The organism is Streptomyces sp. MA5143a, from assembly GCF_900290235.1.
In the GTDB taxonomy this organism is placed as follows: domain Bacteria; phylum Actinomycetota; class Actinomycetes; order Streptomycetales; family Streptomycetaceae; genus Streptomyces.
This window is the reverse complement of the sequence record NZ_OLMK01000087.1, coordinates 17,410-39,343: the sequence shown is the minus strand read 5'-3', so window position 1 is coordinate 39,343 and position 21,934 is coordinate 17,410. Positions and strand designations below refer to the sequence as shown.

8 protein-coding genes are annotated in these 21,934 nt (G+C 71.7%); 2 read left to right on the top strand and 6 right to left on the bottom strand.

Features of this window, described 5'->3' with window-relative positions; all coding sequences use genetic code 11:
* Positions 1-11: 11 nt before the first annotated feature.
* Both SMA5143A_RS32195 and SMA5143A_RS32190 read right to left on the bottom strand, forming a co-directional pair.
* Positions 12-545, bottom strand: coding sequence for an ATP-binding protein (locus tag SMA5143A_RS32195; protein WP_107466379.1), 534 nt, complete (start codon positions 543-545; stop codon positions 12-14).
* 269 nt (positions 546-814) lie between these two features.
* Entirely contained in the window at positions 815-1,138 is a 324-nt protein-coding gene (locus SMA5143A_RS32190; protein WP_055517608.1) for a hypothetical protein, read from the bottom strand.
* A gap of 376 nt (positions 1,139-1,514) precedes the next feature.
* On the opposite strand from SMA5143A_RS32190, the gene SMA5143A_RS32185 reads away from it, so the two are divergent.
* Entirely contained in the window at positions 1,515-2,648 is a 1,134-nt protein-coding gene (locus SMA5143A_RS32185) for a PLP-dependent cysteine synthase family protein (RefSeq protein WP_107466378.1), read from the top strand.
* Positions 2,649-2,696: 48 nt separating this feature from the next.
* On the opposite strand, the gene SMA5143A_RS32180 is transcribed toward SMA5143A_RS32185, so the two are convergent.
* On the bottom strand, positions 2,697-3,524 hold the full coding sequence (locus tag SMA5143A_RS32180) for a DeoR/GlpR family DNA-binding transcription regulator (RefSeq protein WP_107466377.1): 828 nt from the start codon (positions 3,522-3,524) through the stop codon (positions 2,697-2,699).
* A 290-nt stretch (positions 3,525-3,814) separates the two neighbouring features.
* On the opposite strand from SMA5143A_RS32180, the gene SMA5143A_RS32170 reads away from it, so the two are divergent.
* Entirely contained in the window at positions 3,815-6,217 is a 2,403-nt protein-coding gene (locus SMA5143A_RS32170; protein WP_107466375.1) for a hypothetical protein, read from the top strand.
* Between the two features lie 40 nt (positions 6,218-6,257).
* Here SMA5143A_RS32170 and SMA5143A_RS32165 read toward each other — a convergent pair whose 3' ends face one another.
* The 3 genes from SMA5143A_RS32165 to SMA5143A_RS32150 all read right to left on the bottom strand — a co-directional run bounded on the left by SMA5143A_RS32165 (position 6,258) and on the right by SMA5143A_RS32150 (position 21,820).
* Positions 6,258-7,106 carry a hypothetical protein gene (locus SMA5143A_RS32165; RefSeq protein ID WP_107466374.1) on the bottom strand — a complete coding sequence of 283 codons (849 nt, stop codon included), beginning with the start codon at positions 7,104-7,106 and terminating at the stop codon, positions 6,258-6,260.
* 90 nt (positions 7,107-7,196) lie between these two features.
* Positions 7,197-9,881, bottom strand: coding sequence for a right-handed parallel beta-helix repeat-containing protein (locus SMA5143A_RS43520; RefSeq protein WP_219923621.1), 2,685 nt, complete (start codon positions 9,879-9,881; stop codon positions 7,197-7,199).
* Complete coding sequence (locus tag SMA5143A_RS32150) at positions 9,878-21,820, bottom strand: hypothetical protein (RefSeq protein WP_146193984.1); 11,943 nt, start codon at positions 21,818-21,820, stop codon at positions 9,878-9,880. The genes SMA5143A_RS43520 and SMA5143A_RS32150 overlap by 4 nt, the downstream gene beginning before the upstream one ends.
* Between the last annotated feature and the right edge of the window lie 114 nt (positions 21,821-21,934).

The following is a 21,934-nucleotide window of genomic DNA, read 5'->3' as shown; positions in this document are numbered from 1 at the left end:
TCACCGCCCGGTCAGCCTGCGACGGCCGACCGGGCGGGAGCGTGTTCGGGCCTGCGCCCGCGCGCGGTGGGCCGGAACCCGGTGTCGCACGGCTGCAACTGCGGCTGGGGCTGCCCGACGTCGTACGGCGAGATCTTCGGCACCGCCGCCGACGCCGCCGGCAGCGTGAACCACACGACCTTCCCCGTCCGGCCGTGGGGACGGACACCCCAGCTCTCGCTCACGGCGGCGACCATCGCGAGCCCGCGCCCACTGGTGGCGAACAGCTCCGCGTCCTGGACGATCGGGAGACGGGGGTCGTTGTCCTGCACCGAGACCGTGAGCCGGCCGAGGAGCAACTCCATCTCCACGGTGCACGACTTGTCCGGCTCCGCGTGCCGGTGGACGTTGGACAGCAACTCGGTCACACCGAGCGCGGCCCGCTCTATCAACGGATCCAGATGCCAGTAGCGCAATTGCGCAGATACGATTCTGCGGACCTGGCCGATCCGCGACGGCAGGGCTTGGAGCTCCACCGTGCAGTGCCTGCTTTGCTGGCTGATCACGGCTGCGACTCCCCGATGTGAGTCCGGAAGATCGGAGTACGGATCCAGCGAGGTGGCTGGGCGAAAAACGCCGCCTGCTGTGGGGCGGCCTGTGACTGCCGCCTGGTGGACGGCCGCCGGGGGCTGCCGTCTGCTCGTGGGGTGGCTGCGTACAGATCGCCGCCCGCTGTCGTGGCCGGCGGGCTGGTTCGCAGCGTTATCGCCGGTAAACCCAGAGTTACGTGAGACCAGCGTGACCCAGGGGGTCGGGTCCCGCAACTCGCGGTCCGTCAGCCGCCGCGCCCCGCCGCCTTGCGCACCGCCTCGATGAACCGGCGCGCCGAGGGCGGGCCGGGCTTCCCCGGAGCGGGGTCGTGCTCGTTCAGGGTGAGCGTGTAGCGGGTGCCGTTGACATCGGCCAACGCCCGGTCCTCGTTGGCGAACCAGGGCTTCGAGGCGCGCACCGCCTGCACCGGGGCGCTGTCGATCTCGCTGCCGTAACTGGTCAGCAACTGGAGCCGGCCGTCCTCGATCCTGACCTGGCCCGCCCGGGTGAGCTGCCGCAGCCGCTTCCCGATCCGCACGCCCGTGGCCGTGAACTCCGGCTCCGCCATGTGCCCCGCCCCCTAGTGTGCTCTCGCCTGTCCGCTGTCGTGTCGGCCGTCCGTGTCGTGATCCGTACCGGACCGTGATCCAGTGTGCCCGAGGGGCGCGTTCCCCCGTGCCACCCCTCGGAGGGATCGACCAGGCCCGTGCGGTGAAGTCTGCACGTCCCCGCCGTCGAGCACCAGTGCGCACGGTTGGTCGGGGGCGGGGTTCCGGCGCACGCGCGGCATGCGCCCCCCATGCGCCCCGCGCATTGTTGCCACAGGGCTGTCTTTGAGTTGCTCAAAGGCATGTTTATGCAGGTGAGAAGCGTGCGGAAGGTGTTTATCATCGGGACGTCCGACGCCGCGACACGCCGTCGGCGCACCCTGTGAGGAGCACGCCGTGAGCACCCCCCAGACCACTCGCCCTGGCGCGACCCTCGACGTCGACCACAGCGACCCCGAGTATCGGACCTGGCTCAAAGAGGCGGTCCGGCGGGTCCAGGCCGACGCCAACCGCTCCGCCGACACCCATCTGCTGCGCTTCCCCCTGCCCGAGGAATGGGGGATCGACCTGTATCTCAAGGACGAGTCGACCCACCCCACGGGCAGTCTCAAGCACCGCCTGGCCCGTTCCCTCTTCCTGTACGGCCTGTGCAACGGCTGGATCCGGCCGGGCCGTCCCGTCATCGAGGCGTCCAGCGGCTCCACCGCCGTCTCCGAGGCGTACTTCGCCAAGCTGATCGGCGTCCCCTTCATCGCCGTCATGCCGCGCACGACCAGTGCCGAGAAGATCCGCCTCATCGAGTTCCACGGCGGTCGCTGCCACTTCGTGGACGACTCGCGGAAGATGTACGAGGAGTCGGCCCGCCTCGCGGTGGAGACCGGCGGCCACTACATGGACCAGTTCACCTACGCCGAGCGGGCCACGGACTGGCGGGGCAACAACAACATCGCCGAATCCGTCTTCCGCCAGCTGGAGTTGGAGCGCTTCCCCGAGCCCACCTGGATCGTCGCCACCGCGGGCACCGGCGGCACCTCCGCGACCATCGCGCGCTACGTCCACTACATGCAGTACGACACCCGCATCTGTGTCGCCGACCCCGAGAACTCCTGTTTCTTCGAGGGCTGGACCACCGGCGACCCGGACGTCACCTGCGACTGCGGTTCCCGTATCGAGGGCATCGGCCGCCCCCGGATGGAGCCCAGCTTCGTCCCCGGCGCCATCGACCGCATGATGAAGGTTCCGGACGCGGCCAGCGTCGCCGCCGTACGGGCCCTGGAACAGGCCATCGGCCGCAAGGCGGGCGGCTCCACCGGAACGGGCCTGTGGAGCGCCCTCAAGATCATCGCCGAGATGGTGGCGGAGGGGCGGCGGGGCAGCGTCGTCACGCTCCTGTGCGACCCCGGCGACCGCTACCTCGACAAGTACTACTCCGACACGTGGCTGAGGGAACAGGGCCTGGACATCGCCCCGTACGCGGCGGCCATCGACTCCCTCCTGGCGACCGGGGTGTGGGCGGCGCCCCCGCGGTGACGGTGCAGGCCCTACGACCGGTGCGGCCGTACGGCAACCGCGTCGCCGTCAGACGTCGCCGTCCTCGTCCTCCCCGGCCACCACCAGCCGCCGCAGATGCTCGGAGATCTCCGCCCGCGCCTGCGCGGCCAGCCCGGCGTCCGTCACCAGCGTGTCCACCTGGTCGAGCGCGGCGAACGAACTCAGGCCCACCGTCCCCCACTTGGTGTGGTCGGCCACGACGACGACCCGCCGCGCCGACTGCACGAGCCGGCGGTTGGTCTCGGCCTCCGCCAGGTTCGGCGTGGACAGGCCCGCCTCGACCGATATCCCGTGCACCCCGAGGAACAGCACATCGAAGTGGAGCGCCGCGATCGCCTGGTCGGCCACCGGCCCCACGAGCGAGTCGGACGGGGTCCGCACCCCACCGGTGAGCACCACGGTCGCCGCCCCCTGCCGGGGACCCGTCGTGCGCTGCGCGGCGTGGAAGACGTCCGCGACCCGCACCGAGTTCGTGACCACGGTCAGATCCGGCACGTCCACGAGCCGGTGCGCGAGCGCGTAGGTCGTCGTACCGCCCGACAGGGCGATCGCCGAACCCGGTGCCACCAGCTCGGCGGCGGCCCGCGCGATGTCCTCCTTGGCGCTCAGCTCCAGCCCGGACTTCGCCTCGAAACCCGGCTCGTGCGTACTCGCCTCGGCCACCGGGACCGCGCCGCCGTGCACCTTCTCCACGGCGCCCTGACGGGCCAGCGCGTCCAGGTCGCGACGGACCGTCATGTCCGAGACGCCCAGCTTGCGCGTCAACTCGTTGACCCGGACCCCACCCCTGCGGCGCACCTCGTCGAGGATCAGGGCACGCCGCTGCTCCGCGAGGAGGTTCTGATTCTCACTCACGCTCGCTCCGGTCCTTTCGCCCCATCACGCCCGACACGCTCCCATACCCCCTCCGACGCGGACATTCCCCCGCCCCCGGTCCCGAGGACGTCCCATATTCGCACGCCACACCACTGGTCGCGCCACCACCCGCACGCGCGCGAACAGCCCGTATCGCGTTTCCGCGCCCGTCACTATCACACGGATCGGGGAGATTCGGTGCCCACAGGTGTACGAGGACCGCTTTGCGGCGATCATCTGTACCTGCACATGACACATGCCTTGCGGCGTATCACGGGGGAAGCGGACCAGTGGATCGTGCGACGGAGCACGCCGAGTACGAAGAACGCCCCGGACGGTCCGAGACGGGCGGGCGCGAGGCCACCGGCCGCACCGGCACCGACGACGGCACCGCCCTCGAACTGCTCGTCCACGGTGTCGGCGGCACCACCCCCGAACGCATGCTGGACGATCCGCGCACCGTCCGTGTCACCGGCGACGACACGGCGGCGGTCTTCCGCCGCATCGACGACGCCGACGCCGAGACCCGCCCCGCCGACCGGCGCGGCGGACCCGTGCCCGAGGCCTACGTCTGGTGCAACCTCACCTCCGGCAACGGTTCCCGCGCCCTGTGGCTGTTACTGCTGCCGTTCATGGTCGTGAACCTCGCCCACTGGATGCGGCCCGCCACCCGCCACAGACGGCGGACCATACGTCTGCACGGCCTCCTGGTCCGCCTCACCGGTCTGACCCTGACCGTGCTGCTCGTGGCCGCCGCCTGCGAGGTCGCCCTCGACCTGACCGCCTGGCAGTGCGCGGGCACGCGCGCGTGCGCCGAGGCGCACACCTGGCTCGGTTTCCTCTCCCCGGACCTCTCCCGCCACGGCTGGTGGAGCAGCCCCGGCCGCCGCCTCGCCCTGGCCGCCGTGGTGCCCGCCGCACTGACCGTGCTCCTGTGGTACCTCTCCCACCGCACCTGGAGCGAGTACGAGTCACAGCGCCCCATGGACCGCGCCGAGGTCCGCCCCACCGAGGACGACGTCGAACCGGTCGCGCTCGGCCGTCCCGGCTTCTGGTACGGGCGCCGCCTCGTGGCCCGGCTGCGGGCCGCCCACACGGCGGCCGGGTTCCTGACGGTCGCGGCGGCCGTCGGGACGTCCGCCGCCCGTGAGGACCGCCGCCCGGGCGGCCCCGCCGTCCTGGAACTCCTGGGGTGGCTGTTCAACGCGACGCTCGTGGTGCTCGCCGTGGTCGTGGTGTGGGTGGTGTGCCGCAGAGGCCGCTCCGAGAGGCGCCTCGACCGCGAACTCGACGGGCACCTCGTACGCGGCCTGCCCACGGCCTCGATCGCGGTGCTCGTCCTCGCCCTGGTGTACGCGGGCTGGTCACGCCCCGGCTGGAGCTCGGCGGGCCGGCTGCCGGGGGACCTGACCTTCGGCGGGATCACCCTGGTCCAGGGCCTCCTCGTCCTGGCCCTCGGGGTGGTCGCCCGCGTCCTGCACCGTTCCCGCCCCGACCCGCGGACCGCGCTGTACGGCCTCGGCGGCCCCGCCGTCGCGATGTTGTCCTGTGCCCTCGGCGGTGTCATGTCCGCCGGTGTCGCCCAGCGCGTCGCCGACTGGCTCGGCGGCACCGAGGACGCCCTCCCCGGCCCGCCGATCCTCCTCACCTGGCAGGCCGCCGTCATCCCGCCCCTGCTGATGGTGGTGGTGACCCTGCTCGTCTGGCTGGCCCGCCGCACCTGGGTGCTGCGGCGCGAGGAGACGGCGGCGGTGGAGGAGGAGTACGGCCTGGCCGCGGCCGTACGGCCGCGGGTGAGCGGGCCCGACGAGGAACCCGAACCCCGCGACGCCGCCCGAACCCTGCGCATCGCCCGTACCCGCGCCATGGCCGCCCTCACCGACCGCGCGCCCCGCGTCGTCGGCATCATCTCGACCGTGACACTGCTGCTCGGCGCCGGGGCGCTGGCCGGCGCGTTCGCCACGGGGGAGACCCCGGCGCGGGCCGCACAGGACTCGTACGCCTTCGTCGCGGGCGCGGCCCAGACCGCGCAGGCGCTCGGGTCCTGGCTGATCGGCGTCGGCTTCCTGCTCTTCGTCACCTGGGGCCGCCGCGCCTACAAGGACGCCTCCGCGCGCCGCACCATCGGCATCCTCTGGGACGTCGGCACCTTCTGGCCGCGTGCCGCGCACCCCTTCGCCCCGCCCTGCTACGCCGAGCGCGCCGTGCCCGACCTCACCTGGCGGATGGCCACCTGGACGCGGACCACGGGCGGACGACTGGTCATCTCCGGACACTCCCAGGGCAGCGTCCTCGCCGCGGCCGCCGCCTGGCAGCTGACCCCGTCGGTCCGCAGCCGGGTCGCGCTGCTGACGTACGGCTCACCGCTGGAGCGGCTGTACGGACGGTGGTTCCCGGCCCACTTCGGCCCGGCGTCCCTCGCCTCCCTGCACCGAGAGGTCGACTGCTGGCGCAATCTGTACCGGCTCACCGACCCCATAGGCGGCCCCGTGCGGCTGCCGGGCCGGTGCGGGCCGGAGGTCGACGCCGAGCCGTTCAAGGACCCCCTCGCCTACGGCCGCACCGCCGGCCATCCGCTGCCCGCCCCGATCCTCGGCCACTCCGACTACCAGGCCGACCCGGCCTTCGCCGCCGAACGGCAGCGGCTGCTGGCCCGCATCGGTCCCGGGGTGCCGGGCCCCCGCGACTGCTAGGCCGTGTCCCTCGGGTCACGACGACACCCATCACCCCGGCTCAGAAACCGCCCTTGCGGTACTCCGTGGTCCCGGCGGTGGAGGTGGTGGTGACGTTGTAGCGGTCGCCGTCGGCGTCGCGATCACCCTGGTTGTGGTTGTACTGGAACCTGAAGACGTAGGTGCCGGGGTCGACCGTGACGCCCGGCTTCAGTGTCACCACGTAGTCCAGCTCGCCGCTGCTCGACGCGGAGGCCACCGACACCTGGTCCCCGAGGCTGGTCCAGGTGCCGGTGTCGGCCACGCCCCCTGTCTGGGCGATCTTGACGACCACTTTCAGGCTTTTGAGCGCCTTCGTGGTCTGCACGGTGACGGCGCTCTGGTCCCAGTAGGGATTGGAGTCGCCCTCCACGGCGCCGTCGGACCAGAGATAGCTGGTCGACGTCTGCGGCGTCGGGGCCGTCGCCCGGGGCGGGGAGGTTCGTGTCTTCCCCGCCTCGCTGCCGTCGTCCGCCCCGCCGGAGCCGTGGGAGCCGTCGGAGCCGGCGTTCCCGCCGCCCGGGGCGGGGAGATAGACCACCGCCGGACCGTCGTCCCGTTCCTTGTGCGCAGGCGCGGCCGAGGACGCGGACGCGGTCGGTGTACGGCTGTCGGCCGGGGCCTTGTCCTTCGCGGTGTCCTTCTTCTCGGCCGCCGTGGTCACCTTGTTGTCGCCGCCACCGCTGAAGTCGATCTGGGAGACGAGCGCGGTGGCACCCGTGATCACCAGCACCATGGCCGCGGTACCCCCGACGGCGCTCCAGACCCTGCGGCCGGGCAGGAAGCCGCGCAGCGGGGTACGCGTCCTGCGGGCGAACAGGTCGGCGAACGCGCCGTCCGAGCGGCTGGGGCGAACAGGCGTCTGCGGCATGAGACGGGTCCTTTTCAAGGAGATCGGGCCTGACTGGAGGGGCTGTGGCAGGGACGGGTGGGCTGCCACGGCGGCGCGGGGCGGGGCGCGCTACGGGACGTCTTCCGGTGTGAGGGTCATCAGGTCCGACTCCGAGACGTCGGACAGCTCGGCGACGCGGTATGCCTGACGCTCCGTCATCGCCTGGAACAGCTGGCGGGCCGCGCGACCGTTGCCGAATCCGCGCTCCCTGGGCAGCGTGTCGAAGTGGGCCGTCAGGGCTTCCCGCGCGGTCGACGTGAGCTGGTACTGGTGTTGGGCGGCCTGGTGCTCCACGATGCTGACCAGTTCGGCGGAGCCGTAGTCCTCGAAGAGCAGCGTGCGGTTGAAGCGTGAGGCCAGACCGGGGTTGGAGCGGACGAAGACCTCCATCTCCCGCGGGTATCCGGCGACGATCACCACCACGTCGTCGCGGTGGTCCTCCATCAGCTTCAGCAGGGTGGCGATGGCCTCCTGCCCGAAGTCGTTGGTGCCGGCGTACTGGGTGAGGGTGTAGGCCTCGTCGACGAAGAGGACGCCGCCCCGGGCCTGTTCGAAGACGCGCGTGGTCTTCGGACCGGTGTGGCCGACGTACTCGCCGACCAGTGCGGAGCGGTCGGCCTCGACCAGATGGCCGCGGTCGAGGAGGCCGACGGCGGCGAGGATGCGGCCGTAGAGGCGGGCGATGGTGGTCTTGCCGGTGCCGGGGTTGCCGGTGAAGACCAGGTGGCGGCTGAGCGGGGGCGCGGCGAGGCCCATCTCCTCGCGGCGGCGCACGGTCCGCATCAGTTTCACCAGCGAGGACACGTCGTTCTTGACCTTGTCCAGACCTGCCAGTCCGTCGAGTTCGGCCAGCAGGTCCTCCAGGGTGTCCTCGGCGGGGGCCTCGGTCTCCCGCGCCCGGGTCGCCGCGGCAGTGTCGCCGCCCTCGGTGGACGCGAGCGTCTCGGCGCGGGCGGTGGGCAGGGCGGGGTGGGTCACGTCGCGTGAGACGCAGGCGTCGAACACCGGGCGGGCTCCCTTCTCCGCGGCGACGTCCTCCTCCGCGTCCCGGACCACGCAGCCGCGCAGCACGGGCGCGCTGCCGGCCGCCAGGTGGACGGCCGGGAACGCCTCGCCGTCGTGGCCGGCGCCGGCGAAGACGCACTCCTCGAAGGTGCCGCGCGCCTTCTCCCCGACGAACAGGCTGTTCTTGCCGGTGCGGGCCACGGTGACGGCCTTGACCCGTGGTTCGGCCGCTGGGCCCAGGACCAGTCCGGAGCCGGTCGCGTCGCGCACCGTGCAGTCCTCGATGCTCGGGGTCGCTCCTTCGCCGATCACGAGGCCCGCGGTGCCGGTGCCGCTGATCCGGCAGTCCCGCAGTACGGCCGAGGTGCCGGTGCCGCAGGTGATGCCGGCGCGTTCGGGCTGTGTGACGTCGCATTCCTCCAGGACGACCGTGCCGCTGGACTCGGCCTGGATCCCGGTGCGGCCGCGCAGCACGGACAGTCCGCGCACCCGGGCGGCCGCCGCCGAGTCGATCTGGAGGCCGGAGAGTCCGCAGTCGCTGATGCGCACGCCTTCGAGGGTGAGCTCGGCCCGGTCGGTGGCCCGGACGCCGTGTTCCGGGGTGGCGCCGATCCGGCAGTCGGTCAGCGACAGCCGGGAGTCGTCGCAGGCGTGGACGGTGCTGAAACCGCAGTCCGTCACGTCGCTCGACGCCAGGGCCACCTGCGAACGGCCGCCCGCCAGCAGGCCGTTGGCCCGGCTGCCGTGCACCGAGGTGCCCTCCGCGGACAGCCGGGCGTTGCCCCGGGCCACCAGGCACGAGCCGTGCGGCCGGTCCACCCGGCAGTCGACCAGGACGACCGTGCTGTCGTCGTCGGCGCTCACGCCGGCCCCGGAGCCGCCCCGTATCCCCGTGGTCAGGAGCAGGACGTCCCCCGTACCCGAGACGGCGACCCCGTCCGTGCCGGTACGCAGCACCTGGCAGTCGGCGAGGACCACCCCGCCCTCGGCGGCCTCGGGACGCCCCGGACTCCCCTCGGGGCGGCGGGAGCTGCCCAGCACCCGTATGCCTTCCGCGCCGCTCTCCTCCAGCCGGCAGTCCAGCACGGCCACGGACGCCTCGTCCTCCGTCAGCAGCCCGCTGCGGCCGGGACCGGTGATCCGGCAGTCGCGGAGCACGGCCGAGGCCCTGCCCCGCACCCGGACGCCGGATCCGGTGACGTCCCGGACCGTCAGCCCCAGGACGTCCGCCGTCGTGGCGGAGCCCAGGACGACTCCGGTGCCGTCGACGTCCTCGACCAGCGTGTCGGTCAGCTCGGTCCGGCCGGTGGTGTTCGCGTGCACCCCGGCGAGTGCGGCACCGGAGACCCGGCAGTCACGCAGTGCCAGCGAGGCGTCGCCGCCGGCCTCGACCCGGCCGCCGGAGATCTCACAGCCGTCCAGCTCCAGACCGCCGGCCGTCACCAGTACCGCGGGCAGGGCCGGGTCCTGGCCGGTCAGCGCGATCCCGTCGACGCGGACGCGAGCTGCCGTGATCTCCAGGACGGGCCGGCCCGGGTCTGCCGCCAGCAGTCGCACGGCACGGTCCGGCCCTTCTTCCGGCAGCAGGCTGACCGCACGGTCCAGGACCAGCACCTCGACGTAGTCGCCGGGGGCGATGCGGATCTCGTCGCCGTCGGCCGCGGCGCGTACGGCGGCGGTGATGCTGCGGTGGGCGCCGCGGCCCTTGGGGGCGACCCGGTGCACGGCAGGGATGGCGGTGGCTGTCACGGGAGCTCCAATCCCTCGATGGGTGCGTCGGGTTGATCGGCCGGGGGCTGCGGGGCCGGTGGGGGCGGTGGCGCCGCGGGGACGGTGACCGGCTTGGGGAAGGCCCGGCCGGGGGACGGCAGGTGGCCCCCGTTCCGACTGTCCGCCTGACTGATCTGGAAGGCGATGTACCGGGACAGCGCGGACTCGACCCAGTTCATGCCCAGTTCGCCGAGGCCGCCCTTGTGGAAGACCCGGGCGCCGGTGGCCAGGTGCCAGGCGTTGCGGGCCAGACCGGTGGTCACGCCGCTGAACAGCGAGCCCGCGGCACCCCACATGCCGGCCCGCAGCGCGTCCGCGCCCTGGATCTCGTTGCCGTTGACCCCGAACACCGCCGAGCTGATGGCGGTGCTGACGAAGCCGCTGAGGGCGCCGGTGGCGAGGCCCACGGTGTTGGCGTAGGTGGCGTTGCGCCAGCGGGTGGGCTTCTCGGAGGCGGCCCAGTCGGTGACCCAGTCGTCGGTGTTGCCGGCCATCGACTGCTTGGGGTGGCCGCCCCAGTCGCGCGCACCCATGCTGGTCTTGAAGTACCCAAGACCGGTGTGGTTGTACGCGATGTTGAGCCCGCCGCTGAAGGTGCCGCCGACCGCGCCGGACAGCAGCGCCTTGAAGACGTCCTCCGGCTTGATGTTGCCGTTGTTGGTGAGCTCGGTGATCAGCAGGCCCGCGGTGAAGTCGGTGACGAACCCGGTGCTGAACGAGGTCAGGAAGCCGCGGAGCTCGCGCTGCCACATGGGCATCTCGACGGACTCGCCGTTCCTGACCCCCTGGAACAGACCGTGCCACGGGTCCTGGACCTCGCGCAGATAGCCCATGGCCTCGATGTCGGCGCCGCGGTAGTCGAACTCCCGGCCGATGAGCTGCCAGGCCCGGTCGCCGGGCAGGCCGACGTCGCCGCCGACCTTGGGCAGGACCCCTGCGAGGTAGTGGGGGATGACGGCCGGGCCCGACATGCTGAGCCGGCCGAAGGGGTCGGTCCTGTAGACCCGCCCGTCGAAGACGCGCTGCTCCACCAGATGGCCGTTCTGGTACTCCCGCCACTGGCCCCACTGCTTGTCGACCTCGCGGTAGCGGACGGGATCGCCGTCCACCTTGACGCGCTCGCGGAAGAGCTTGCCGAGGTTGTACTCCTTCCAGGCCTCCCGGTCCACGCGGACCGTGCGGGGCGTCTCGAAGTGGCGCGCGGCCTGGTCGAGCAGATCGCGCAGCGTCGTCCCACGCGTGAGGTCGGCCGCGGGCGCCGCGGGCGGGTGCGCGGTCTCGATCTCGTACGCGTACTCGCGCACCCGTCCGCCGTCCCTGCTCCGGACCACCTGGTCGTCGATGAGGTCCCGCCAGCGGCCCTTCGCGACGTCGTCGTACACCCGGACGCCCTCGGAGTGGACCGTGCCGTCGGCGGCGGTCTTCGTCCACTTGTAGGTGCCGTCGGGCTGCCGCACCGCGTCGACCCAGGAGGCGTTGACGTCGGTCGCGTTGCGCTCTCGCACCACGTTGCCGAGCCGGTCGAGGTCGACGAAGGAGTCGTCCCAGGTGCGTGAGTAGAGCGAGCCGCGGTTCTGCTTGCGGATGCCCTCGTCGAGGACGGTGGCGGGGTTGGCGGAGTCGTACGTCTTCCATGTCCAGTCGGTGCGGTAGGGACTGCCGGACGACTCCACGAACACGTCGCCCACCAGATCCCGCCGACCGGTGATGTGCAGCAGCGAGTTCCTGTCGACCCAGACGCCCGCGCGGTCGTTGCGGGCGAGGTCGTGCGGGGTCGGTGCGTCGAAGAGGTACTCGCGTGTCCCGGTGCCCTCGCTGCGCAGCCGGACGCGTTCGACGCCCTCGCCGTCGGTGAAGACGTCCCGCCACCCTCCGACACCGTCGGCGTGCCGCGTGCCGGTCTCGCCGGTCGTCGTGTTCCGCCAGTGCAGCTCGTACGGGGCGCCGTTGCGGTACTCGGGAAGCGGCGCCCAGCGCGTGGCGTCCTCGGCGCTGCGTCCGATCTCGATGACGCTTCCGTCGTCCAGCTTGCGGCTCTCCCGGACGACGCGGCCGAACTGGTCGACGTCGACCCAGTTGGCGGCCGACGGGTTGAGCCGGACACCGGTCACCGTGTTGCCGTCGGCGGCGGTCTGGGTCCAGTGGCTCACGCGGTTCAGGGAGTCGCCCGCGAACAGGTCTCCGAAGAGGTTGTCGAACGGGTTGCGGCCCGCCGCGCCCTTCCACAGGAAGGCGGGCGGACGCATGTCGGCGAACCGCTTGACGAGCAGGCTGCCGCCGTCCGCCAGCGTCTCCAGGCTCTCGATCTGCGCGTTCGCCGGGCCCTGACCGACATACCTGCCGGGGTCGATCCGGGTTCCGGCCGGGGCGTGGCCGGGCAGCAGGGAGTGCTCCTGGTACATCCGGGAGCCGTGCAGTCCGCCGAACGGCCAGGTCTGGCCGCGCCGTTGGGCCACCGTCTCGAGTCCCGTGGCCGGGTCGAGGAAGGTGTCCTTGAAGCCGACGTGGTTCGCGCTCCAGTGCCGAGTGCCGGAGAGCGCCTCCACGCCGTCCTTGTCGAAGCGCTGCCAGGTCCAGTGGCCGTCGGCGCCCTTCTCGGCGCGCACGAGGCCGCCGTCGAGGGCCTTGTGGTAGGTGCGCACGTCGACGTTGTTGAGCAGGCGCCAGGAACCGTCCGGCACGTCGTGGTACGTCCGCTGGTCCGGGTCCCCGATGCGCTCGCCGGACCGGACCCGGTTGCCCGCGTCGTCGAACTCGGTCCAGCGGGCGTGGCCGAAGCGGTCCCGGGCGATGTGCAGGGTGTTGCCGTTCTTGAGGACCTCGCGCTCGAACAGGGTGATCTTGCCGGGCTCCTTGCCGGTCAGCTTGACCTGTCCGGTGGGGGACGTCTCCAGCTTGGCGGTGTCGAAGCGGCCGGTGAACGGCGTGTTGTCGCCGTTGACGCGGACGCCCTTGCCGGTCGCGTGGTCGATGGTCCAGTACGAGCCGGTGGGCTTGCCGCCGCTGCCGCGGATGGCGAAGGTCTCCTCCAGCAGCTTGCCGCCGCTCGCGTCGAAGACGGTCCGCTCCAGTGGCTGGGTGCCCTGCCCGGTGTGGATCAGGGCGATACGGCCGTCGTCGAGCCGCTCCGCGCGCAGGGTCAGGGACGCGTTGCCCGACGTGTCGAGGACCCGGGGCACTCCGTCCGGAGCGCCCGCCTCGAAGCGGAACGCGCCCCGGTCGCCGACGAGTTGGACGTCCCTCAGGGCGAGCGTGCCCTCGGGGCCGTAGTGCCACTTCGTCGCGCCGGCGGCGTCGGCGACGGTGAAGCCGCCGCGCAGGTCGGCCGGGAGGTTCGGGTCGAGACGCGTGACGGTGAACGCGTCGTCGGCCACGTGCGTGCCCACGAAGTGGAAGGAGTCGGGGGTCCAACGGCCCTCGGCGGCGCGTCCGGTGAGCCCGAGCCTGGTCCCGTCCAGCTCGGCGGGGCCACCCGTGACGAACACCTCCCGGTAGAGCGGCTCGCGGTTGGGGCCGAAGCCGGTCGTCAGGTCCGTCGGCGTGTGGGTGACGGTGAAGCGGCTGCCGCCGGGGCCGCCGTGCGGGGTCGGTGTGACGGAGAAGTCGCCGAAGACACGGCTGCCACCGCTCCGCAGGTCCTCCAGACGTGCGGTCAAGGGCAGGTTCTGATACTCCCGCATGACGGTGGCGGCGCCCTGCCGGATGCCCTCGTGGGCCTGCGCGGTCATCTGGCGGAGCTGGTCGTGGAGGAGCTCGGGTCGCAGCCCGGGGAACCTGTTCAACGAGTCGGTGGCGTCGCCCGCGAGCTGCCGCACGCGCAGGAGGTCCAGGTTGTGCAGGGCGGGGGAGTCGGGTGCGGCATGCAGGAACTCCATGGCGCCGGAGATGGACGACAGGTCCACCGCTGCCGCTCCCTCGGCCAGGGGCCGTATGCCCGACGCCTCGTCGAGGGTGCGCTCGAAGAGTTCCGAGATGTCGGTGAGCCCCTCGTCCAGGAGGTCTTCCTCCGGGATGGAGGTGAGCGGGAAACGCTCGGCCAGCGGGTCGACCAACCGGGTCGGCTGTGCGTCGCGCGCGCCCTCCGTGAACCGCAGGAAGCCCGAGCCGTCATGGGCCGGCAGGTCGCGGAAGACGAGGGCCCCGGTCCGGTCGAAGTGGAAGCGGCTGCCGGTGACGGTGTCGGTGAGGGTGAAGCCACCGGGCAGCCGCCCGGCGAGCGCGCCCTCCGGCGCGGTGACCCGCAGCGACCTGACGGAACTGTCGGGACCGAGCAGATCGACCTGCGTGAACCCGCCCGCCTCGTTGTGGGTCGCCGAGACCCGCAGGCCGGAGGGGAGTCCCTCACCGGTGAGCACGGCCTCACGGCCCAGGAAGGAGCCGTCCTGGGCGAAGGTCCACGTCGTGTTCCCGGTCGGGTCGGTGAGGGCGAACCCGCCGTCCGGAATCCGTTCGACCGTGAAGTCCGCGCCACGGACCGTTCCGTCCGCCGCCGGGGCACGGTCGAGGAGTTCGAGGCGGAACGAGCCCGGTTCCGTGTCGGTGGACGGTACGCGCAGCATCCGTATCTCAAGATCGGCGAGGTCGTCCGCGCCGGTCAGCCGGATCCCGGGCGTCCGTTCCAGGAGCCCGGTCCAGTGCTCGTCCAGGGCTCGCCAGGCCGCGCGGAGGTCGAGGTCGGGCGCGTCGCCCGCGCTCAGCCGGGTGAGCCACTGGTCGCCGTGCTCTCCCAGGGCGTCGGACAGGCGCAGGGCGGCGGCACCGTCCGGGCCGGGCAGGTGCGGAGCGGCGCCGAGGGACAGGCCGGTGACGTCCGGCATCGGACGCACGCCGCCCGATGCCTCGTCCAGGGTGCGCCGGAAGTGCCCGGCGAGGTCGTCCAGGCCCGAGGAGCCGCCCAGGTCGTCGAGCCGGACGGGCGGGACGTCGGACGCGCCCTCCGTGAACCGGAGGTATCCGGAGCCGTCTCGGGCCGGCAGGTCGCGGAAGGCGAGACGGAGGTCGGCGTCGTAGTGGAAGCGGCTGCCCGTGACGTTGTCGGTCAGGGTGAAGCCGCCCGGCAGACGGTCCTGGAGCGTCCGGTCGATGGTGGTGAGTGGGAAGGAGTCGGTGACTTCGCGGGGACCGACCAGCCCCACGATCCTGGAGGTGACGCCGTCCGTCGTGGTCGTGGCCGTGTTCCTGAACCACAGCCCGGACGGCAGCCCCAGGTCGTGGGCGGCGAGCGCCGTCTCCCGGGCGAGGAACTCGCCCCCGGCGCCGAACTCCCAGCGGGTGGTGCCGGCTGGGTCGGTGAGGCGGAACGCGCCGCTGTCCATGCGTTCCACCGTGAACCGCGGCCGCGGTCCCGCCCCGTGAGGCGCCGGGACGGCCCGCGTGACGTCCAGCCGGACCGTACCGGGCACGCCGTCGGCGGCGTTGCCTCCGACGATCCGGAACTCCAGCCCGGCCAGGTCGCCCGCGCCGGACAGCGGTACGTCCTGGAACTCGGTCAGGCGTACGAGGGGCAGGTCGGCGGGCAGCGCGATGTCCGCCGCACGCGTGACGGCCGGTGGGCGGGCACCGGTCAGCTCGATCCCGGGCAGGTCGGACGCGGCGCCATCCAGGGGGGTGTGCTCGGGGAGGGAGTACAGCGGGAACCGCTCGGCCAGGGGGCGGCCGAAGTCGTCGACGGCCGTCAGCGGGCCGACGCTCGGGTCCGGCAGGGTCGTTCCCACCGTTTCCGGCGCGGTCGTCCCGGCCGCGTCCACCCGTACCGGCGGGACGTCCGCTGGGGCGTCCACGAACCGGCCCGCGCGGTCGAAGACGAACCGGTCGCCGCTCGCCAGGTCGGTCACCGCGAAGCCCCCGGCCGGCAGCCGCCCGGCCGCGTCCCCGCCCGGCAGCCGTACGACGGAGAAGGCCCCGTCGCCGCCCAGCCCCGGGGCCGTCAACCGGAGAGTCGGCACCATCTCACGGCCCGGCCCTCGGGTGAACGTCGTGACCAGCCGTGCGTCGGTCAGTGCACCGCCGGTGTGGCCGGAAAGCCGCAGTTCCTCGGACAGTGGTGTGCCGTCGAGGTCGAACCGGGCGATCCAGGCCCCGTCCGGTGTCCCCACCTTCACACCGGTGACCACGCCGAGCGCGCCCCTGACCGGGTCGACCACCGCACCGGTACCGGACGGCGGCACCCCGTCCGGACCGACCCACCGGGGCAGCGCGTCCGGACCCGGTGCGGCCTCGAACCGCAGGAAGCCGTCCGTCCCAGGAACCCGGTAGTCGCGGAACCGGAGAACCTCGTCCGCGCCGAACACCAGGCGCGCACCGCCCGCCTCGTCGGTGAGCGTGAACCCGCCCCCGCCCAGCGGAGCCCACTCCCATTCCGTCCGCAGGTGCGACGTCCCTGCGACTTGCTCCGGACGCAGAAGCACCGTCTCGGTGCGGGGCGCGGGAGCGTCGAAGCGGTCCAGCCGGGTCACGTTCGTCGTGAACGTGTCGCCTGCGCGGAGGCTGCCGGCGAGCTCGTCAACGGTCCCTCGGAGCGCACCGTCCGCGGGAAGGATGTCGGCGAACACGATCACCTGGGCCTTGTCACCGAACTCGCCGGCCAGTTCGTGCGCGAAGTGACCGTCCCGCACCAGCACCTGGTTGATCTTGATCTGGGTGTTGACCGGGAACGTGACCTCCGCCTCGGCCGGGTTCTCCGACCCCAGCACCCGGCCCGGATGACCCTGCTCCGGCACGTCGAACTTCCAGATCACGGCCTTGGAGTTGACGAAGTTGTGCGTGGTGGCACTGCCCGTAGTCGTGGACATGATCCCCGGCCAGGAGATGGTCCTCCCGACGTCGTGGTACCCGCCTCCCGGGTAGTGCGCCGGATCCAGGATCCCGTCGAACGACGCGAAGATCTGCCGGCTGTCGCCGCGCACCACGGCGTTGCCCGGGATCGCCGGGGACGGGAAGTCGTCCCACGCCCGATGGATGGACTTGATGCTGTCATGCCACCGGTGCAGGTCCTGCAAGTCCCAGGACTCCGTGACCTCCCGTGACGCGTACCCGCGTTCCGTGGCCACCCGCTTCCAGTTCTCCAGAACGTCGGCGGCCCGCTCCGAGAAGTCGAAACCCACATGTCGTACCTGCGCAGCCGTGTACCCGGCCTCCTCGAACGCTGCCAGCAGCGGATTGATCGACCGGTACCCCGAACTCAGGTACTTCCCGCCCTCCTGCAGATCCGCCTTCTTCAGCTGCTCGGCCGCCCTCTTCAGCTGTTCCGCCTCGAACACCTGGCGGGAGGCGGCGGCGTTGTCGAGGGTCGCCCACGCGCGATCGCTGGCGGAGACCAGCGAGACGGAGCCATCGTCGGTGTTCCTGATCTTGTAGCGTCCGAAGGTCGCCTTACCGTCGATGACCCAGTGCGAGGTGTCCCCGCCCGGTGCGTGCCGGACCACGGGGGTCCCGGCATCCAGCCCCGACCCCAACCCGTGCGTGCCCACGGAGGGCGGTGGAACCGGTGCCGTTCCCCCGATTCCCTTGCCGAGCGGCGGAACAGGGGGAGCGGAAGGAGCATGCGGAGCCGGGCGAACGGACGGCACGGCGGGAGGCCGCGGTGGTGCGCCGATGTGCAGAGGGCCGGCGTTCACGCCGTCGAGGCCGTGCGGTTCGACGAAGACGGGCTTCACCTCGACGTCCGCCTTGAACGTGTCCGACAGACGGAGCTTGCCGGCGGCCTCGTCGAGACCACTGAGCGGGCCGGCCGACAGCGCGTCACCGAGCCCGGAGGAGGCCCCCGCCCTAGGGTACGGACCCTCCAGATAGCTCTTGGGAATGGTGCCCTTGATCAGCCATTCCTGGTCACGGGTGGTGTTGAGCAGGACCCGGACATCCGCGACGAACTTGTTGGACTTGGCCGGATTGACGTCGTGGCTCTTGAGGAAGTTCAGGACGTCCTGCCGGGAGCTGTTCCCGCTGAGCGCGGAGGTGAAGTCCAGGCGTTTTCCTATGGTCCTCTCGATCTGGTCGGCGATCAGCCGCTGGAGGTCCTTGGCGGGGAGAATCCCCACGTCCGGCAGTCGTCCGGCCTTGATGTCCACGCCCAGCTTGTAGGCGTCGAGGGTGAACTCCATGTCGCCGTAGGTCTTGTGGTTGCCGATCTCGGCGAAGGAGGTGAACGGGCTGTTGCTCTTCCGCGTGGCGTTCTCCGCGCCGGCGACATGCTGGAACGCGGTCGTCCTTCCCTCCGGGTTGGCGGGGATCATGCCGACGTCCGGATCGAAGTACGACTTGCGCAGCCCCTTGAGGTCCTGCTGGACCATGTGGAAGTCGTCCTGCCGGACGAGCTTGACGCCGCGCAGGTCCTCAAGGTCGACGTTGGACATGTAGAAGTCGTCCGACTTGAGGACCGGCTTCGGCAGCTCCACCGGAGGCAGCCCGGAGCCCGAGGCGCGGCCCGCCGATTCCAGTGTGTTCGTGGCGGCGGTGAGCGGTGTGCTCGGCGCGGCCGGTATGTGCTGGAGGGAGTCGGCCGTCGGATACGGGCCCTTCAGGTAGTTCGCGGGGATGGTGCCCTTGATCAGCCAGGTGTTGTCCCGGCGCACCTGCAACAGAGTCTTGATGTCGGCGGTGACCTTGGTGGCCATCCCCTTGGTGACGCCGTTCCTGGCCAGGAACTCCTGGATCTCCTTGTTTCCGGTCGTGTGGGTGAACGTCGACGGGACGTCCAGGTCGAGCACTCCGGTCTTGATCCGGATCTCTTCGAGAATCTCGTGCTGCACCTTGGTGGTGGAGAGGATCTCGATGTTCCTGACGTTCTCGACCCCGGCGTCGATGTCGTTCCGCAGGGCGATCAGATCGAGTCCGATCTCATGGTTTCCGTAACTCTTGACGATGCTGCCGGGCGGGGAAAAGGCCGTGAACGGGCTGTCCGCCTTGGACGCCTTGGCGTTGGCCGTCGACACCGCCTGGAGCGGTGTGATGGTGCCGTCGATCTTGACCGGCACGAGACCCTCGGCGGTCAGACGGGTCTTCATGCCGGATTTGAGGCTGGACGTCGCGAAGTCCATGTCCTGCCGCACCAGCCAGTGGACCTGCGGCACGACCGGTACGTCCACCCGCACCTGATCGACGCCGTGGACCGTCGAGGGGCCCGCCGGCATCTCCGGGCGCACGGGGACGTCGACGCGCAGGGGCGCGCCGTCCGGGCCGAACCTGGTGAGGATGCCGTCGGCGCCGGTGACGGTGAAGTGGCCGTCGACCATCTCCACCCTGACGTCCGGGACGATCCCGGCGTCCGTTCTGAGTACGTAGGTGATCCGCTCCCCGGGCTCCATCGTGATCCACTGCCCGGTGGGCCGTGCCAGGTCGTCCAGCAGCCGGAGTTCGCCGGTGGGCAGGTGCGCTCCCGGACCGTCCAGGCGGGCCATCATCACCGTGATGTTCTGGTGGACGGTGTCCAGGTTCCTGCCGAGCCGGTCGAATTCGAGCCGCGCGTGGTTGAACTTCAATTCGGCCGCGCTCACGTCCAGTTCGGCCTCGGCGCGGTGCAGGGGCGACACGTGGGGCAGGTCGGCGACCTGGGCGAGCTTCTGGCCGGCCGTGTCGAGGTCGAGGGCGGCGTTCTGCGCCCTGACCCAGGCCTGGAAGCGGTCGGCGCCGGTCTTGCCGACGGCACCGCCGGTGATGATCTCGCGCAGGGTGAGCGGGGGGAACCCGGTCTGTTCGGCGGTCCTCCCGGGGGCGAAGCCGGGCTTCAGCGGCCCGAGCCCCAGCAACTCCCGTGCGCGGCCCACGTCGCCGGGGGCGTCCGGGAACAGCCGGGTCAGGTCGTCGAGCTTGATGCCGAGGCGCGAGTCCGCTCCGGTGAACTGGCCGACCAACTGGCCCGCGCCCAGTTCGTCCGGGTCCATGACGCGGATCGTCACGTCGCCCTTCAGCCCGACATGGACGGTCATCGGGTCGGTCGTGCCGATGCGCAGGATCACCCCGTCCGGTACGACGCCGACCAGGTCGATCTCACCGTCGAGGACCTCGCGCACCTGGACGGTGGTCAGACCGCCGAACTTGCCGTCGATACTGAAGGGCGCCAGCTCCGCCAACTCGTCCATGGGCTTCAGCAGTCCGGCCTCGGTGCGGTCCAGGCCCGCGAAGGCGTCCAGGTCCCGCAGCCGGGCGACCGCGCTCTGCGGCCGCTCCAGCAGAGGGGACCGGACGGCGGCGCCGGTCCCGGCCAACGCGTCGAGGTCGTCCAGGGCGTCGAGGGCGTTGCGGAACCGCGGGGACAGCAGTCCACCGGCACCCAGGTCAGCCACATCGATGCCGCCGTCCCGCAGCAGGGGGCCGGAGCGGGAGCCGAGGGCGTCCAGGTCCCTGAAGGCGACGGGCTCCATCAGGTCGTCGAGCGTGCGGGAGAACCGGCCCGAGGGGATCTCGGGGACGCGGGACAGGGAACTCGCGCCCGTCGAGCGCGGCAGCGCGGTCGGCGGGGGGATGAACTCCGTCAGCTCGTCGAGCGCGTCGTCCCAGGCCCGGGTGCCGGGCACGACCAGCTTGCCGCGGTCCCCGACCGGCCTCGCGGCGTCGGGGGTACGCAGCCCTCGGCCGGTCCCGGCGGCCAGGTCGCCGGCGGAGCCCGCAGTCCTGCCGAGGGCACCGCCGATGGAGGGCCTCCTGAGCAGGCCGCGCTCGAGGATGCCCATGCGCCAGGCGCCCCGGAAGCCGAACTTGGCGAGCTCGGAGTAGCGCAGCGGCAGCAGCGCCGACAGCACGAAGTCGAAGGCCCGGCCCAGGTTGGTGATCGCGTAGACGCCCAGCCGTCGGCCCATGCCTCCGCCGACGAACGCGGTGGCCATGAAGAAGTCGCGGCGCAGCGCGAACCGCCCCCACTGCCACGTGCTCCTGGCCAGGCCGCCGGCCATCCGCATGGCGCTCGCGAAGGCCCGGGGCGTGCCGGCGAGGAGGCCGGGCAGCCGGGACATGCCGGTGACGAACATACGGCCGCCGGCCTGGAACAGCTTCGCCATCCCCTGGCCGGTCAGGGCGGCCAGCGTCCGGGGCGCCATCATCAGCCTGCCGCCCCGCATCACGAGACGGCCTCCCGCGGAGAGGGCTCTGCCGGCGCCCCTCAGGCCGACGTTGGCGCCCGACTTGAGCATGCGCAGCAGTCCGCCGGCCGTGGTGAGGCCCTTCGTCGACGGGAAGAGCACGCCGAGGAAGGCGAGGCCGAGGCCGACGCCGTTGAGCTTGCCCTGGCTGTAGTCCACCAGCGCCTTGCCGAAGAGGACAGCGCTCATCCCGAACGCCAGCAGCCCCAGCGGGCCGCCGACGATCATCGCCGCGATCGAGACCACGATCGTGACGATCTCCAGTGCCTTCCAGAGCCCCTCGACGAGCCGCTGCTTGAAGTTCTTCTTCGGTGGGGCGATGGGCGAGGAGACCATGTCGGCCGCCGTCCGAAGGGCGTCCTCCAGGATCTTGGCCTCGCCGGTGATGAAGTCGACCTCGGCCTCGATGTCGTTCTTCGCGGCGGTGAGTGCCGCGGGGGGCGGGGCGTTCTTCCCCACGAGACCGGCCGGGGGGATCGCCACCGCGCCGCCTCGGGCCGCGGCGTTCTCCGCCCTGCCCTGGGCGTCCCGCAGTGCGTTCGCGTATCTGGCCGTGGCCGAGGCCGCGAGGTCGAAGGCGCTGTGGGCGTTCGCCATGAACTTCTTGAGCGACTGCTTCACATAGGTGCGCAGGGCGTCCGCCGTCTTCCCCTCGAAGCCGCCGTCCGACGCGGTGCGCAGCATGTCGTCGAGCCCGGCGTCGACATCGGCTGCCAGATCCCGAAGCAGGCGGAAATCCCGTGTGAAGCCGTCGAGGACACGAGGGTTCCCGGCGACGGGATTTCCGCCGTACCCCACGTGATTCCAGTCGCCAGGGCTGGCCACAAGGTCCTCCAAGATGTCCACGGCGCAAGGGTCGGCCCTTTGCATGCGGATGACTTCCTGGTGACGTGCTCAAGGGGATCAGCGGTTCAATGAAGTGACCGAAACCACATACCTGCTGGTCAGTAAGGTGTCGGC